A 17,151-nucleotide genomic window follows, 5' to 3' on the forward strand; every position below is an offset into this window, starting at 1 on the left:
TCTAGTTGCTAAATGCGGGCCTCTGCAAACCTTGGCGCCATGGACTCCATCTGCTCCATGACCAGTTTTATTGCCGCGGGCTGCTTGTCCGGTGGGTAACCAAACCGCACAAGAAGTCGTTTGATGGAGGAGCGAAGCTTCGCCCGGACGTCGTCGCGCACGGTCCAGTCAGTCCGCACATCCCGCCGCATGACAGCTACCAGTTCACGGGCGATCTCAGCCAGAACGCCTTCGCCCTGGACTTCTACGGCTGACTCGTTCTGGGCCACGGCGTCATAGAACGCTAGCTCGTCGGAGTTCAGCGGGGGAGTGAACTGCTCACCACGCTTACCCTCCGCGGCCACCTCGCGGGCCAACTCCACCAGTTCAGCGATAACTTCGGCTGACGTCAGCTGCTGATTCGTGTACTTCCTCATCAGCTCGGTGATCCGCTCCGAGAATGCCCGCTGCCGGATCACGTTGTTCCGCGTGGAAGACGCAGATTCATCGGCAATCAGTTTCCGCAGCGCCTCGATAGCCAGCTGCGGGTTCCGAGCCTCCTGCGTCTTCGCAATAAACTCCGGTGTCAGGTCATCCAACGACGGTTTGGGCATTCCCGCGGCATCGTAGATGTCGAGTACTTCACCGGAAGAGGTGGCGGAAGCAATGAGGTTCCCCAACAGCCGCTGGATCTCCTCCGGAACCGGTTCGCCGCTTGCCTGCCGGTCGGCGGCGTCGTATTTAGCCATCCAGACCCGGATCTCCTCGTACACCTGGATCTCGGGACGCAGTTCCGCCAGCGTGTCCGAGCCGGAGCACAGCGCCCAGGCCCGGGATAGCTGGCTGGAGAACTTGCGGTACTTCGCGGCAACCGACTCCTCACCGTCCGCCGGCCGGTTGCCTGGTGTCGCAGGATTCCGCAGGTAACTGACCGCACCGGTCACGGCGTTCAGGAAGGCTTTCGGCCCGCCCTTCATCAGGGCGGATTTCCAGTCATGGCCAGCCAGCAGGGACCGCAGAGATTCCACCAGGGAGACCGTCAGACCCACTGCCTCCTCGATGTTCTTGCCCACCGGCTTGTTCGCCTGGTCAGACTGCGTGTACTCGCTCAACGCCTTGGACAGGTTCTCCGCCAGGGGCGCGTACGCCACCAGCAGGCCGTCTTCCTTGCCGCGGAACGTGCGGTTGACCCGGGCAAGCGTCTGCATCAGCAGCGCGCCCTTGAGCGGCCGATCCAGGTACAGCGTGTGCAGCGGCGGAGAATCGTAGCCGGTGAGCATCATGTCCTTAACGATCACCAGCTCAAGCTCGTCGTCGACGTCCTTGAGTCGCTCTTTCACCTGGGCGTTCAACGAATCACGGCGCACATGGTCGGACACCGGCGGCACGTCAGTCGCGTCGCCCGAGTACACCACCTTGATCTTGCCCTTCGGTAGGTCGTCCGAATGCCAGTCGGGCCGCAGTGCGACGATGGCGGAGTAGAGATTCGCGCAAATTTCCCGGGTGCCGCCCACGATCATTGCCTTGCCCGGAGCTTCGATGAATTTGAGCATCCGTTCGCGCCGGTTCTCCCAGTGTGCCACCAGGTCCTCGGCCAGGGCAGCGATGCGTTGCGGGGCACCATAAACAGCATTGACGACGGCGACGCTCGCCTCGATGCGCGCGCGTTCCGTGTCGTCGAGCCCGAGTGTCAGTTCATCCGCTGATTTGTCGAGATCCTCCTCAGTGACGCCTTCGGACAGTCCCACCTTGATCAGGCGCGGCTCGAAGTACACGGGCACTGTTGCGCCGTCCTCAACTGCCCGGGACAGGTCGTAAATGTCGATGTAGTCGCCGAACACTTCCTGGGTGTTCCGGTCATCAAAGGAGATCGGGGTGCCCGTGAAGGCGATCAGCGTGGCGTGGGGGAGTGCGTCTCGTAGGTGCCGGGCGTAGCCGTCAAGGTCGTCGTAGTGGGAGCGGTGCGCTTCATCCACCACGACGATGATGTTGCGGCGGTCGGACAGCAGAGGGTGGTCGGCACCGGCGTCCTTCTCGGACTTGCTGCGGCCGAACTTTTGCAGCGTGGTGAAATAGATGCCGCCGGTCGTCCTGTTGCTCAACTCATCCCGCAGTTCGGAGCGCCTCTTGATCTGCTTGGGCGACTCGGCGAGCAGCAGGCTGCGGTCAAAGCCTTCAAACAGCTGGCCGTCCAGCTCGTTGCGGTCCGTGATGACCACAACGGTCGGGTTCTTCAGCTTCGGCTGCCGCGCCACCATGTTGGCGTACAGTTCCATTTCCATGGACTTGCCGGAGCCTTGGGTGTGCCAGACGACGCCTGCCTTGCCGTTGCTTTCGACAGCTTGGATGGTGCTGGCCACGGCCTTCGTGACGGCGTAGTACTGGTGCGGCTTGGCGATCCGCTTGGCGAGGCCGCCGGAGCCCTGGTCGAAGGCTGTGAAGTTTCGGACGAGCTGCAGGAAGCGTTCCTGGTTGTAGAGACCGTCCAGCGCTGTATCGAGTGCGGTGACCGCATCGCCGTCGAGCATGTAGCCCTGCGGAACCGGCACGCCGTCGTCGTCGACATTCCACGGTGAGAAGTGGTTGAAGGGGGTGAACGGCGTTCCGTACTTGGCCTGGATTCCGTCGCTTGCGAGGGTGAAGACGCAGAAGCGGAACGCCATGGGGAATTCGCGGAGGTAGGTCTGGAGCTGGGCGTGGGCGCCGGGGAGGTCGGCGTGGGCGCTGCCGGCCTTCTTGAGTTCGATGATGCTGACGGGCATGCCGTTGCAGTAGAGCACGACGTCGAAGCGCCGCTTATAGTCGCCCTGCACCAAGGTGACCTGGTTGACGGCGAGCCAGTCGTTCTGGTCCGGAGACTGGCTGAGCAGCCGGATGGTTGGGTTGGCTTCGTTGCCGTCGGAGTCGATGTAGGTCAGCCGGTAGCCGTCGACCAGGCAGTTGTGGATGCGGTGGTTCTCCGCCACCGCGTCGTTCGACTTGGGGGATGAAATTTCCGCCAGTGCCTGCTGCAGGTACTGGGCGGGGACCTCCGGGTTAAGGTGCTGGAGGGCGGTGAGCAAGCGGGGCCGGATGAGAAGCTCGGACCAGGACTCGCGTTCCCCGCTGCCGGGAGCGATGGTCTGGCCTTCCAAGGGCTTCCAATCCAGCTCGCCGAGCCTTTCCTTCGCGGCGCCTTCCCAGTCGGCTTCCGAAAAGGCTACTGCTGGTGCTGTCACGGTAATTCCCCCAAAATCGATTTGTTCTTCAGCATACTCAGGCTTCGGGCGGCTATCCCGAGGTGCCCCCTACAAGCGCACTCCGCGTTTACACCCCGGCGTTTTCCAGGACTTTCTCCACGTCCTTAACCCGGAGGTTTCCCGACATGAGCTGGGGGAGGAGAGTGTCTCGCGTCGCAGCTAGCCTTCGGTTTTCCGCTGCCAGCGCTACCCGCTTCGAGTAAAGAACTTCAACAGAAGCCTCGAAAATTGCCAAGCTATCGGTGCCTGGGATCAGGATCTCGGCGTCCTGGAGGTCCTTCTTGTTCAGGTGAATCACGGTTGTTGCAGACTTGAAGCTTTCTATCCGCCCAAGTGGTTCCTTCAGGGCCTCGCACACAAAAGCAGGGCCGGTCAGTTTGCCGCGTGCGCGGCAAACCCGCTGATTTAGGAGCCCGGGCTCGCCAAGCCATGAGGTAGGCCTGAACTCAGCATCCATTCCCACGACCACATCGCCGGGCTGAACGAGGATTTCCCGAACACGATTTTCCGTGGTCCAGATCTGACTAGTGAATGTCTTCAAGTCCCGAATACGGATCAGCGGGCGACCGACACCAGGTTCTGAAAATTCACTACCCCTAAAGGCCTCCCCGAAATCGAAGTCAACGACGCTAAGCAGCGGCCGCAAGACCGTCCCCACTGACCGAATTGCCCGCGCGTGCTGGGCCCTAATAAAGTCTTCGGCTTTTGCAGCGAGTTTGATGTTGGCGGCCATTTTGTCGTCAAGGGCGCCCAGCACCTCCGCGATGGCTCGTTGCTGGTCCAGTTCTGGGACCTGGATGGGTATTCCTCGGAGCGAGGTCAGCGGTTGACCGATGCCCGGCGTCCCGACAGTTGAGGCGCGCATAAGCAACTCATTCTGACCAGGCCCTCGGAAGTAGTAGAAGACAAAGCGAGGATCAGCCTTGAGCGGGTCAACCGTCAGCTTCATCATGCTCGAGGACAACAACATCTGGCGCTTCCCGACGATGCCGACGCGGCCGATTGCACCGCGATGGGGAAAGACCAAGTCGCCCTCGCTCAGCAAGCATGCAGGAAAGCGTGCTGCGGTTTCAGGCTCGACATAGACCAAGTCGGATTCGTCGAGTTCTCCGCCGTCTTTGATGTTCTGGCCCCGTACAACAGGGACCCCGGATGGGACGTATAGATCAGCTTTGAGGCTTGAGCCAAAGGGTCCGATGGCTATTGAACGCTTATCGGGATCTGCGATGTCGGCAATGGTTACGGTCTTGAGACTCATAGCACGCGCCCCAACTGCTCGCGCACAACCGCCGACAGTCGCTCGGACTCGTCGAACTGCTCAAATAGCTCCTTTGACAACCTAGCGATCTTCTCCTGGATCGGCTCGTCGTCGTCCTCTACCTCAGCGGCCCCAACATACCGTCCCGGGGTCAGCGCGTAGTCCGTAGCCTTCACCTCGGCGAGGCTGGCCGAGTAGCAGAAACCGGGCTCGTCGTCGTACGTCAGCCCTGACTCAACTGCCGACGCAGTTCCGCGCCAGGCGTGGTAGGTGTTGGCGATCTTGGCGATGTCCTCGTCGGACAGGGCGCGTTCGGCGCGGTCCACCATGTAGCCGAGGTTCCGGGCGTCGATGAAGAGCACCTGGCCGGTCCGGTCCACGGAACCGCGCGGTCCCGCGGTCTTGTCCTTCGCGAAGAACCAGGTGCACACCGGGATGCCGGTGCTGCGGAACAGCTGGGTGGGCAGGGCCACCATGCAGGAGACGAGATCGGCCTCCACCAGTTGGGCGCGGATCTCGCCTTCGCCGCCGGAGTTGGAGGACATGGAGCCGTTGGCCATGACTACGCCGGCGCTACCGCCGGGGGCGAGCTTGGAGATGATGTGCTGGATCCAGGCGTAGTTGGCGTTGCCGGCTGGGGGGACGCCGTACTTCCAGCGCGGGTCCGACTCGGAGCGGGCCCAGTCTTTGATGTTGAACGGCGGGTTGGCCATGATGAAGTCCGCGCCGTTGTTCCCGGTCAGCTCGGGGTGCTGGTCGCGGGCGAAGGTGTCGCCCCAGCGTGAGGCCAGGTTGGCGTTGAGGCCGTGGATGGCGAGGTTCATCTTGGCCATCCGCCAGGTGCGCTCGTTAAGCTCCTGCCCGTAGACGGAGATGTCCGAGCCCTCCATGTTGTGTGCGGCTAGGAACTTCTCGGCCTGGACGAACATGCCGCCTGAGCCGCAGCATGGGTCATACACCCGGCCGCGGTGCGGTTCCAGCACCTCCACCAGGACCCGGACCACGCCCGCGGGGGTGTAGAACTCGCCGCCGCGCTTGCCTTCGGCTTTGGCGAACTTTTCCAGGAAGTACTCGTACACCTCGCCTAGCAGGTCGCGGGCCTTGCTCGCACCCTGGCCGGTGAACCGCGCGGAGTTGAACAGGTCCAGCAGTTCACCCAGGCGGCGCTGGTCCACGTTGTCCCGGTTGTAGATCTTGGGAAGCGTGGCGGCCAGGCTCTTGTTGTCCAGCATGATGAGCTCCATCGCCTCATCTATCAGCAGCCCGATGGACTTGGGCGCGGCGCCGTCCACGGCATCCAGGCCCTTGGCGTTCTCCGCCAGGTAGGTCCAGCGTGCGCGGGGTGCTACCCAGAACACGCCGCGGCCGGTGTACTCGTCCACGTCGTCGATCAGCTGGGCTATCTGCCCTTCGTTGAGCCCCTCCGACTCCAGTTCGGTCTGGATCTGTTCGCGCCGTTCCTCGAACGCGTCTGACACGTATTTCAGGAACACCAGCCCCAGGATCACGTCCTTGTACTGTGAGGCATCCATTGAGCCGCGTAGCTTGTCCGCCGCCTTCCAGAGCGTGTCCTTGAGTTCCTTCATGGTGGACGGGGCGAGGTCCACCTTTACTTTCGGGGGCATTATGCAGTTCCTTCTTCTGGTGCGGCGTGGGTCATGGGGTCTGTCAGGGTGAGGCTTCCGCCCGCTACGCCGTCCGTAATCAGGGTAGCGAGTTCTTCCAGCTGTTTGAGTCGTTCGCGGGCCTGGGTTTGCTCGTGTTGCAGCCGGTGCAGGGCGTTGGTGAGCGGCTGGCGTTGGGCTTCGCCTGTGCGCCGCAGTTGCCAGTTGCGCCAAGACTTGTCTGCCGGGTTGAGGTTGTTGATGTCACGGGCGACGACTGCAGGCAGTAGGCCGCCCGGGTCACCTTGGTCGATCCTCAGGATCCGGGCGGGGAAGACGACGACGGCGCCGCCCTCCGTGTCCACGAACGCTGCGGGCCGTGGGCTGGTACAGAAGACAACGTCGCCGGGTTCGGTGAGCCGTCCGGCGGGGTAGTTGGCGGCGAACTCCAGCAGGGTGATGCAGCGGGGTGGGGCATTGTCCGGGTCCAGCAATTCCTCCCGGCCAAGGATCCTGCTTCCCGCCGTCCTGTTGGTGTGGTGCTCTTCGACCCGGATGCCCTTCACATACTTCAGGTGCCCAGAGCCCATGAGTTCCCGGACCGAGGCTGGAGCGGGGAATGAGTAGGCAGGCGCGGGCTGCACACCGACAAGCCTGGTGTCACTACCTGCCCCTATGGCCAGGGCCCGGACGAGTTCGTCGACGTGGAGCGCGGCCTCTGCGCCCGGCGCCGCCGTCGGCCTCCTCTTGGCCGGCCCGCTGACCAGGGCGCCGGCTCCCGCGAGCAGAATCCGAGTCTGTACCAGCCGGGCGAACCGAAAGGAGTGAGCGCGGATTGTGGCGCGGTTTCCCATCGACGCGACGATGTCGCTGATCAGGTCCTGGATCACGTCGACGGTCAGCGGGGAAGTGCTGAGATCTGCCACCATGGTCCAGCGGTCAGCAATGGGTACGTCGGCAAAAGACGGCCCCAGCACCCACAGCGCCTGCGGCTCGCGTGGTTTTGCCCGGAGTAGCCCGGGGGTGAGCCGGATGATGGCCCGCACCCGGCCGGACCGCAGCAGGGCGGCCCGGACGTTGCCCGTTTCCCCGGCAAGGGCATCGGTCAGGACCCGGGCTGGAGCCATTACAACCGCCCGTTGGAAGTCGTCCATTTGCAGCACGATGTTCTCGATGCCGGACAGGATGCCCTTGGTGTTCAGGCCGGGTTCGCCGGGCGCGGGATATTGCGCCACATGGATTGCGGGACCGGTGACGGCGAAGGCGCCTTTGCCGTCGACCTTGACGGGCCCACTGTCCGTACCGTGCACAGCCAGGCGCCGGCGCGCCAGACGCGAGGCGCCGCCGTCGTGATCCGCTGCTAAAAAGGTGACGGACTCTGACTCGCTGAACTGCTGGGAGATGCTGAGCATGACGTCGCTCCCGCCCGGTGTGGCGTCCACGAAGACGGGCCGGCTTTCCAGCGTGGCCGCAAGCTCTATGGCTGCCGCGCTGAGGAGGTTGAGGGCGGCAGCTGTCAGAGCAGTGTCCGCATACTCTCTGAGGCCCTCCTTGAAGCGGTGGGTCAGAAGTTTCTCAAACGCCGCTGGGGCGCTGTAGGCGCTGTCGGCCAGCCTGTCGGCGAAGCTGGCCAATCCGGGAAGCGCAGAGCCCAAGGCCTCCAACTCCGAATAGAGGAACAGATCATCAGGATCTGCCTCATCGGCCTCGTCTAAGAGAGCGGATGCACTCCGGTTACCCAGCGCCTGTCCGGTGATGACTTTCAGTGCGAGCAGCGCCGTCAGGCCGTCGAAGGTCTTCCGGCCGTCCTTTAGCGAGCCGCTGGCCGTAGGTTTCGCGTGGGCGGCGACGTCGTTCCTTGCCTCCGGATTGTTGCCCCGGCCAGTTGCCTGCAACCACGCGGTGACTTCGTCGGCGTCGAAGAGTTCGACGCCGTTCAACATTTCGACGGGTGCGGGGAAGGGCAGCGGCCCCGCACAGCTGCGCCTCCGCCACATGGAGACAACGGGACGCTGCACCTGTGCGAGGGATGCCACATCCGACAACGTCATTCGCATCGTTGTCGTCACTGTATCCATTGCTTCCCCCTTTTCATTGCTTCGTCCGAGAGCCTAACTGAGTGCATAGACAGTTGCAGACTGAACCTGATAACCCCCCTTATCAGTTCCTTTCCAGCGGCGGTGATCGAGCAAGCAATAGCTTTTTCCTGCAGCCACGAAGGAAATCTTCCGAAGCTGTGGCGGTGGCGGGAAACCGCACATTGGGGGGAGGTATCCCGCCGCCGACCTGCAGCACTCATGAAATGGGGAGAACTAAGTGTTGAACAACGACATCGGACCGGGGGAGATCCAGGACACGGATCAGGTGTACCAAGCCGGGCAGGCGACTCCTGCCCAGGTGACCAAGCGTGGCCGGAAGAAGCCTGCCCTTCTGGCGGCGGCCGCCGTCGTGCTGTTTGCCGGCGGAACGGCGCTTGGAACGGCATTGCCGGATCCCAAGGAAAGCACCGCGTACAAGTCCCTCGCTGGCGAGAAGTCCACAGTCGAGACCGAGCGGGACGCGGCCCTTTCCAGCTACGCCTCACTGAAAGGCAAGTACGACACGCTTGACAACGGCATGGCGTCCCGTGAATCCAAGGTCGCGGCCCGGGAAGCCGAAGTCGGCAAGGCCGATGCTGCCGTGAAGACGGCTGAGGCAGCGGTCAAGGCCCGCGAGGACGCCGTGACCGGAGCCGAAAAGGCCAAAGCGGCGCGCACCGTGGGCGACGGGACCTGGACCGTGGGAACCGACATCGAACCCGGCACCTACCGGGCCGCGGCAGCCGTCGGCTCCACCTGCTACTGGGGGATCTACCGCAGCGGCAGCAACGGCAGCGACATCATCGAAAACGACATCCCCGGCGGCGGCCGGCCCGTCGTAACCCTCTCAGCAGGGCAGGACTTCAACTCAACCCGCTGCGGCAAATGGGAAAAACAGTAGCCACTGCTACTCCGCAGCATCATCCAATCGCATCACTGAAAGGCACCATCATGACCAACCAGAACTTTGCCCCTGTCCCGCCTGCCGCCGGTGCACCTGCCGCCCGGCCGTTCTACAAGAAGAAGCGCTTCGTTGTCCCGGCAGGCGTCCTGCTGGTCGGCATTCTCATGGGCTCCTGCTCCGGGGGAAGCAAGCAGGCTTCCGACTCCAGCCCGATCGCCTCGACCACGGCGTCTGCTGAAGCGACTGCGCTGTCTGCCGCCGCTACGGCCGCCCCGGCGGCGGCAGCACCGCTGTCGTCCGCTCCTGCTGCTCCCGCGGCGCCTACTGTGGGCGTTCCATTTTCCGTGAAGATGCGCAACGGCAACGTCGCCAGGATCACGGTCGTGTCCGCCGTACGCACCGACTCTGTCACCACCGGCGCGTTCGCTGCCCCGCCCAAGAACGGCACCTACCTGCTCCTGGACGTGCTCTGGGAAACGGAATCCGGCAAGACGAGCTCCAACCCGCTCTACTTCTCGGCGAAGGATGCCAACGGGCGTAAGGCAGACATGAGCTTGTTTGCCGATAACCAATTGGGCTCAGGCGAGGTTCTGCCTGGCGACAAGGCACGGGGCAACATTGCCTTCGATATTGCTCCGGGTGCTGCCACCGTCATGATTTCTGATCCGCTGCTGCAGGAGGCTGCCCGGATCCAGATTCCGGGATAAGCTCACTTCCGCCTGTGTGCTCTACTGGCGCGGGCCGGTGCAGTGTGGCGAGCAATTTCTTGCCGCCGCATGCGGGACACTGATGACTGCGCGGCAGGGGAGTCTCACCTCCTCTGCCGCGAATTGAATCGCAGCGTTGATAAAGGGCTCAGGGTTGAGCCTGTGGTTTAGAGGGGGACGATGTAAATGACTGAGAGCGAAGCTGTCACGCTGGAGACCCAGTTGGATGATGAGGAAGCCAACGCAGACATCGCGAAGGCGGTCAGTGCGCGTCATTCAATCGCACGCAAGTACGTCATGCGGATTCGTCGCCGGCGTCCAGAGGCGACACCCGCGGAAGTGATCAGGTTGCTCGAACGTCACTACAGCACGTCGATTACGGCTGCAGGGGCCGCGATCACCGCCGGGTCGATCGCGGCTGAGGTGGGAATCTCATTGATTCCCGGTGGCAGCGTCGCGGCAACTGGTCTGAAGACGGCTGGGAAACAGGCGGCTAAGAAGACTGTGCAGGTAACGGCCAAGGAGGCGGCCAAGGTGGCCGCGAAGAACATGGCCATGGGGGCTGCGAAAACGGGTGCTCACCGTGTGGCCGCGCTTCTCCCTGCAGGTGATCAGCAGCTCCAGTTCGAGCTCACGGCAATTTTTGGGCTTGCCTTGGCCGACATCCACGGGAAGGCCCTGGACCAGGACCAGGCCCATGCTTTGGTCTACGGGCTGACCAACGACCGGGTGAGTCAGGAACAAATTGCCACTATGGCCAAGGACGTGGCGGAAACTTCCCCTGAAGGTGTAGTGGGTGTTGGCCACAAATTCGCGGCCGCCAGCGGTGACTGGTCTCACTGGGCGACAACCTTGGCAGATACCCTGCCCAGCGGGGCCGCGCAGAGCCTTGTCCGGACCATCCAAACGGGTCAGCTCGACACCGTGCGGGAGACCCTGAACGGAAAACAGCAGACGGCGATCGAATATGGAGTGGGTGCACTCACTGGAGGTGTGAGCCGTTTTGTGTTCGGCCGGGACGTGGTTGAGTCCGCCCGTAAGGCATTCCCTGAGGCTCCGGCGGAGTTCCCGGCGCACCTTGCCGTGCAGATCGAGTCGTCAGAAGCCGACGACCGGGAGTCCGAGCCCAACCGCGCACTTGCAGCTCTGGAAGACGCTGCGAAGTCAACAGGAAGCTGGATCACCGGGACGGCCAGTACTGTCGGAGAAGGAGTCGCGACCGGTGCCTCCGCCGTCGGGTCGGGGGTTGCGAGTGCCGCTGCTGCGGTTTCCCGCCCGTTCCGTGCCGTGGACGTTGACGGCGACGGGATCCCCGACGAGCCGCAGGCCCTCACCGCCGTGAAGGGCCTTGGTGGTGCGCTGGCCGGTGCCACTGGTGCAGCGGGTGGAAAAGTTGCTGGGTTGTTCAAATCCCGGAAGCGGGACACGGCAGACACGCCGGAGAGGGCGTCCGAAGAATGAATCCAGACGCCTACAGTGCAGAGCTGGCAGCGGCCATGGAGGCTGGCTACATAAAGAACCCCAACACAGGCGAGCACTGTCACAGCCTTGCCGACGCTTACATGGCTTCCCTGGCCGGAAGTTCCCGTCCTGAGGACATGGAGGGGCGCAGGGAGTACGACGGCCTCGTTGCTTGGTCCCTGGAGAAGAGCAACGCGTCGCCGGGAGAAGTCGTGATGACGTTCAATTACATCCGGGTTAAAGCGGTTCGTGTGGCCATGAAAGTCGCTCAAAGGCGTGGCGAGGTCCGCCGGAACGAGTTCCATTAGCAACCCGCCCGTCCTCGAGCAGCAACACATTCTGACAATCGTGCATCCCGACGGGACGCTGCACACCACCCCGGCGATACGCCTGGCGACCTGGGCGGCCTGCTGCGCCTTAAAGTAGCTTTCCCACAGGCGGTTCGTAAGACCGCCCGGCAAAGGCTTGGAGGGTAAACACGGCAGGAACTGTCGGTACTTCTTGGGCCTGGATTTGCAGGTAGGCTCATCAAAGCTCTGCTTCACGAGCATTAGTGAAGCGGTTAATTCCTGCACCGTCGCGACAGGGGGATCGAATGGAACTGGTGGGAAAACATTTCGTGCTCGTCAATGCTGACCAGCGCATAGGAGGACTCTCTACGGTCCGCCGCGGCGTAGACACCAGGGACGGTTCGGCCGTCGCGGTGAAGTTTGTAGCCGGTGGAACTGACGAGCTTTCTCACAAAGTGTTCGAACGCGAGACTCGAGCCCTTCGAAATCTCAGTCATCCCAACATCGTTAAATTCCGGGACGCCGGGATTGACGATACCGGGACCTATTACCTTGTTCTTGATTGGGTTGATCACAGCCTCGTTGACTTGCTAAAGGAGCGACCCTGGGAGGGGTGGGACGATCTATATGAAACAATCGGGAAACCCCTCGTTGATGGCCTTGCCCATGCACACCTCAAGCAATTCGAGCATCGCGACATTAAGCCCGCAAACATTCTTATCGATTCCGGTGGGGCCCCTTTGCTTGCCGATTTCGGAATCGCCAAAATTCGCGGGGATGAGCAGCACAGCGAGCTGACCGTGCGTAACTTCCGTTCCGGGCCTTACGCGCCCCCCGAACTCGACGCGGCAATACCCTACGTACGCGATGTGTACAGCGTCGGCGTCGTTTTGCTTCAGTGCTTGAGTGAATCGTCGATCCGAGACTTCCCCGATGTCAAGCGGGCGCTTGAGTCCGTTGACGTTCCAAGGGACGTACACGCGCTCCTGGAAGCGTGCGTTAGTCCCGAGCCGACCGAGCGGCCAGCGAACGGGAGTGAGTTGGCATCCGAGTTTAAGAAGCTTGCCAACCAACGCATCGCGCGTCAGCAGCAACCGCGCAATCCGATCTGGCTTGACCTGACTCGTACGGCACAAGAACACCTTGCTGGAAAACCGATTGACAAGGAGCGAGCGGCGGCAAGACTTCAGTCCGACCTCGCCGGTGAGATCTTCGCTTCCTTTGGCTTGAATCGAGAGACTGGCCAGCGTGACCCCAACGTTGTCTTCCTGGTTGGTTCCGAACACCGTTACACACTTCGCCCCGACTACTCGCGGTCGTGTTTCACTGTCACCGCGGCACCTGCGCTGGAACTAGAGGCCCTCGAAGGCGGTCGACGTCACGGACTTGCTCTGCCTCCAATCTTCAGCTGGACCGTGCGTCAGCCCATCAACCCTGCTCCGAGTGAGCATGCACGCACCACTTTGATTCATCTCATCGACGACTTTTATGATCGCAGGGACCACTCCAGCAATGAACCGTCGGAGCAGACCGGCGATGAGTTGTTCGACCTCTGGCTGCGAGTACTCGATGCCCGAGAGGCTCTGGCGCGGGGGGAAAACAAGCCACTCAGCTACAAGAAGGTCCGTGTCGAGGGGCGTCGTGGCGTCTTTACTCTTACCGAAGCTTGCGAAGTTGAACTTGTCGGCACGGATTGGGAAGTCACCGACCAGCACTCGGGCAAAAAATTTGGGCACGGCGAGGTAATTGATCAAGACGCGGATCAGATCACGGTGTTGTCACCCCGTACACTCATCGGGGTACCTGGGACAGCAACCCTTGTCCCATACGACCGGCCGTCGGCCATCTCTTTGAACCGCCAGCGAAACGCCGTACTTGCCGTGAAGAGCGGGACCACTCCGAGCCCTGATCTGCGCAGTGTTCTGGTGGATCCAACCTCCAATGCAGAACCTGCGGTGGTGGAAATCGCTGAGTGTGACCTCGACCCCGTCAAAAAGCGGGCGGTGCAATTGGCACTCGGTGCTAAGGACGTTTTGGTCATTCAGGGGCCGCCAGGAACCGGAAAAACTCGCTTCATTACAGAGACAGTCACCCAATTCCTGAAGCAGCAGCCTGCCGCCCGTGTGCTCATCGCTTCACAGACCCATGTAGCCGTTGATAATGCGGTTGAACGTCTTCATAAGGCCGGCATAAAAGGTCTAGTTCGCTTAGCTGGCGCCGACGAATCCGTCGTCGAAGCGAGCGTCAGAGACCTCCTCTTGGACACTCAAACGCGCCGATGGGCAGAAGGAGTGCGCTCACGTGCGGAAGCTAACGTTTCTAATTTTGCCGCCGGGTTGGGCATCGATGCGAACCACTTGCGGGCCGCACTGACGTTGGAGCAATTGGCAGCCGTCTCCCGAGAGCTCGAGGCTGTAGAACAACACGTCGCAGTGCTCGTTGCCGCCTCGTCCCAGGACCAGTCAGACCTTGCCACGGCCATTGAGGACGAAAACCCGGCCGAGCGGTTTCAGGCTCGGCTTGACCAGCTCAACGATAGACGAATTGAGCTCGCCACCGCCGCTCAGAGGCACCTGGCCGGCGAGCTAACGATTCCAACCAACATCGGGAGTATCGAAGCACGGCACGCTGTAGACGTTCTCCTTGGAGACAGTGCACAGGCACACGAACTATTGAAGCGCATTGAGCTTCAAGCAGCGTGGCTTGAAGCCATTGGAGCCGAAGACAGCCTCACCTCGATCTTCCTGTCTGGTACCTCGGTTGTTGCTGGAACCTGCACAGGATTTTTGCGTAACAAAGCCGTCGGCCAGCTTGAGTTCGATCTTTGTATCGTCGACGAAGCATCAAAGGCAACCCTCACTGAAGCACTCGTCCCTATGTCTCGTGCAAAGCGGTGGATTTTGGTGGGAGACACACGGCAGCTGCCGCCCACTGACGAGGATCTGCTGCGATCAAAAAATTTGCTCAACGAACACGATCTAACCAAAGACAACGTCACGGAAACACTCTTCCAGCGGCTCGTCGACTACCTCCCAAGACATTCTCAGCTCACGCTCGAAGAGCAGTACCGAATGATTCGCCCAATCGGCGACCTGATTTCCACCTGCTTCTATGACGGACAACTTCGTTCACCGCGAACGTCGGGCATCTCTGGATACGACGAGGTGGTTGGACGAGCCGTAACGTGGATTGACACCAGTCCACTCGGCGAGAACCGACGCGAAAGTGGCACGACAAGTTTTGCCAACCGCGCCGAGGCCCAGATACTTGTTTCTCATTTGGACACCCTCGAACACGCTGTTGACTTCGGGCTCATTAAAGTTCCCGACAACAAGCAGCAACTTGAAGTCCTTGTAATCGCCCCGTATAAGCGGCAGGTCGAAGAGCTACGGAGGAAACTCGCGCCAAAGTCTTTCCGTAACTTAGCAATCACTGTCATGTCCGTCGATGCAGTTCAAGGCCGGGAATCTGATCTGGCTCTCCTGTCCCTCACAAGAAGTAACCAAAAGGGGAAACTTGGCTTCTTGGGGGCCGACTACTGGCGACGCATCAACGTGGCCCTATCGCGTGCTCGCTACGGCCTAACGATCGTCGGCGATGCTGGATTCATCAGGGAGACTAACGGGGCCCTGCGAACAGTATTGGAGTACATCGAGAAGAACCCTGCAGACTGCACAGTAAGGGCGGCCGAACATGACTAGACAATTTCAGATCCTCAAACGCAGGTTCGGTGATGCGCGGCCAGGCTTGCAGCTCGTTGCTGTTGAAGATGCCGCGATCCCCGTCACCGTACTCCGTGCTGATGTTCTTGCTCAGGAGAAGAAGGACCTCCCGATCACGGAAGCATTTACGCTTCGGTTTGTGGACCTTGGTGTGGACACTCCCGCGGAAATCGCCGCATATTTGGGCCTCGATCCGGTCCACGTCTTAGAAGCATCAGCTGCCCAGTTGAGTGAAAACCACCTCCGCCGCCGAGATAATGGCGGACGACTCGCGTTGACGCCAATCGGAACCGAGGTCGTGCGGAACCTTGCCGCGACTCAACCCGTACTGAAGCAACTACCGATTACGTACGACCGGCTGACCTGGTCACTTGCCGACTATCAGGAAAGGGCCTTGATCGAAAAGAAGGAGGCTCAAGAGCGAGGGATGATCATTCTCCCCGCTGCCAGAAATGCCCACATCGGAATCGACGATGTAACTCCTTCGGGCTTCAATGCGCTATTCAAGGGGGACCGGCTTCAAGTCCTGCGCATTCACAAGGTCGCGGTCAAGAAACACCGGTACCTTCCCGTGCAAATGCTGGTTTACGCGGATCAAGACCGGCAGGAACTAGAACTGGCCATCTGCATCGATGACGAACTGGCGGTAGCGCATGGACTGGCACTTGACGGCATCGAGGCTGTCAACCGCCTCGGGTTGACACTCGGAAAAGCTGATCCGCGGCCAATACTGGACGCTGAACTGGAAGGCCAGCGCACGACAAACACCGCTGTCGACCCCGGCGAGGAGTTGGAGCCCACACACCCGGTCCCCAGCGGCGGCTCGACCTCACTCGTCAGGAGCGTTAGCGTCTTCGAACACGCAGATCTGCTGTCCGAGGCACTGTCGACGGCCAAACGGAGGCTGCTTATCATCGCACCATGGATAAAGAAGGCAGTGGTTACCACTGAATTCGTAACAAAACTCGAGCAGAGACTGCGCGCTGGCGTCACGGTGACCATCGCTCACGGATACGGCGACGACGACAGTGGGTCAGACGAGTATGCCCTTAACCGCCTAAAGAACCTCGCAAGCAGATACGACAAGTTCACTTTCGTCCGCGTGAAAAACACTCACGCTAAGATCCTCATCTTCGACGACATCTGGGTAAGTACTAGTTTCAATTGGCTTTCCTTCCGCGGCGACTCAGACCGCACTTACCGAATGGAGGAGGGCACCCTCGTCAGCATTACAACGCGGGTCGAGAAGGAGTACCAGAGGTATCTCGAACTGATCGAAGACCAGCGGCAATCCTAGCGTTACCAGTCTGACCTCGAACACGTTAACCGGAAAAAGGGGCTTAACAAGCTGGTTAGGGAGCTAGCCACAAGCGCTCGTCACGTCCGGTCAGGCCCGGCTGGAACTGCACGGCGCCCCTATTCTTGGCGGGCCAGGGACTACTCCGTAATTATGCAAGTTCCATGAGCATTTTGTCTTGAGTCCGGAGTTCCAGTCGCTGTCGTACCCCTGGGGATGCAGTCGGACGACTTCATCTGAATGGCTTTGGACGCCCTTCTGCGTGACCTTACAGCGGCGCTGGCTGGAGTGTAAAGGAGCGGGAGGAGTCCCCGTCGCTTGGAGGACACAGCCCTGACGGGCTACAGGGGAGGGCCCTCATGAAGCGACGAGGCACGGCAACTTGTCCCGGGAAAACGCCGGAACGCCGAGACTGACGGTGCTCGTTTACGTGAGTAGCAGGTATAGCTAGGGCGTGTTGCACCGTCCCGGGAATCATGCCGCCTGTTTGTTGGCGGCGTCGTCGGGTAACGGGCCGGTTTGTAGATCATAATATTTCTGCTCATATTCCTCTGGCGTCTGGTGATCCAGGGCGGAATGCAGGCGTTCGTTGTTTTACCAGTGGACCCACTC

Annotated in this window: 10 protein-coding genes; 6 read left to right on the forward strand and 4 right to left on the reverse strand. The window is 61.2% G+C overall.

The features are described 5' to 3' along the window. Positions 1–8: 8 nt before the first annotated feature. The 4 genes from QFZ60_RS08695 to QFZ60_RS08710 form a co-directional block, all read right to left on the reverse strand. Entirely contained in the window at positions 9–3,197 is a 3,189-nt protein-coding gene (locus tag QFZ60_RS08695) for a type I restriction endonuclease subunit R (RefSeq protein WP_307089776.1), read from the reverse strand. An 88-nt stretch (positions 3,198–3,285) separates the two neighbouring features. Next, positions 3,286–4,476, reverse strand: a complete 1,191-nt coding sequence (locus tag QFZ60_RS08700) for a restriction endonuclease subunit S (protein WP_307089778.1) — start codon at positions 4,474–4,476, stop codon at positions 3,286–3,288. Continuing rightward, positions 4,473–6,101, reverse strand: coding sequence for a class I SAM-dependent DNA methyltransferase (locus tag QFZ60_RS08705; protein WP_307089780.1), 1,629 nt, complete (start codon positions 6,099–6,101; stop codon positions 4,473–4,475). Before QFZ60_RS08705 ends, QFZ60_RS08700 begins: the two co-directional genes overlap by 4 nt. Beyond that, on the reverse strand, positions 6,101–8,158 hold the full coding sequence (locus QFZ60_RS08710) for a hypothetical protein (RefSeq protein ID WP_307089781.1): 2,058 nt from the start codon (positions 8,156–8,158) through the stop codon (positions 6,101–6,103). The genes QFZ60_RS08705 and QFZ60_RS08710 overlap by 1 nt, the downstream gene beginning before the upstream one ends. Before the next feature lie 238 nt (positions 8,159–8,396). Between QFZ60_RS08710 and QFZ60_RS08715 the strand changes: the two genes are divergently transcribed. The 6 genes from QFZ60_RS08715 (at position 8,397) to QFZ60_RS08740 (ending at position 16,539) form a co-directional block, all read left to right on the forward strand. Then, positions 8,397–9,059, forward strand: coding sequence for a hypothetical protein (locus QFZ60_RS08715; protein ID WP_307089783.1), 663 nt, complete (start codon positions 8,397–8,399; stop codon positions 9,057–9,059). 50 nt (positions 9,060–9,109) lie between these two features. Then, the gene (locus QFZ60_RS08720) at positions 9,110–9,769 is read left to right on the forward strand and encodes a DUF4352 domain-containing protein (protein WP_307089785.1); all 660 of its coding nucleotides are present in this window, start codon (positions 9,110–9,112) and stop codon (positions 9,767–9,769) included. 186 nt (positions 9,770–9,955) lie between these two features. After that, entirely contained in the window at positions 9,956–11,230 is a 1,275-nt protein-coding gene (locus tag QFZ60_RS08725) for a hypothetical protein (protein ID WP_307089787.1), read from the forward strand. Beyond that, positions 11,227–11,538: a hypothetical protein gene (locus QFZ60_RS08730; protein ID WP_307089789.1), complete on the forward strand. Its 312-nt coding sequence runs from the start codon at positions 11,227–11,229 to the stop codon at positions 11,536–11,538. Before QFZ60_RS08725 ends, QFZ60_RS08730 begins: the two co-directional genes overlap by 4 nt. A gap of 287 nt (positions 11,539–11,825) precedes the next feature. Next, positions 11,826–15,221 (forward strand): serine/threonine-protein kinase, encoded by a 3,396-nt coding sequence (locus QFZ60_RS08735; protein ID WP_307089791.1) that lies wholly within the window; start codon positions 11,826–11,828, stop codon positions 15,219–15,221. Continuing rightward, positions 15,214–16,539, forward strand: a complete 1,326-nt coding sequence (locus QFZ60_RS08740) for a hypothetical protein (protein WP_307089793.1) — start codon at positions 15,214–15,216, stop codon at positions 16,537–16,539. Before QFZ60_RS08735 ends, QFZ60_RS08740 begins: the two co-directional genes overlap by 8 nt. Positions 16,540–17,151: the final 612 nt, after the last annotated feature.

This window comes from Arthrobacter sp. B2I5, assembly GCF_030816735.1.
Lineage (GTDB): Bacteria > Actinomycetota > Actinomycetes > Actinomycetales > Micrococcaceae > Arthrobacter.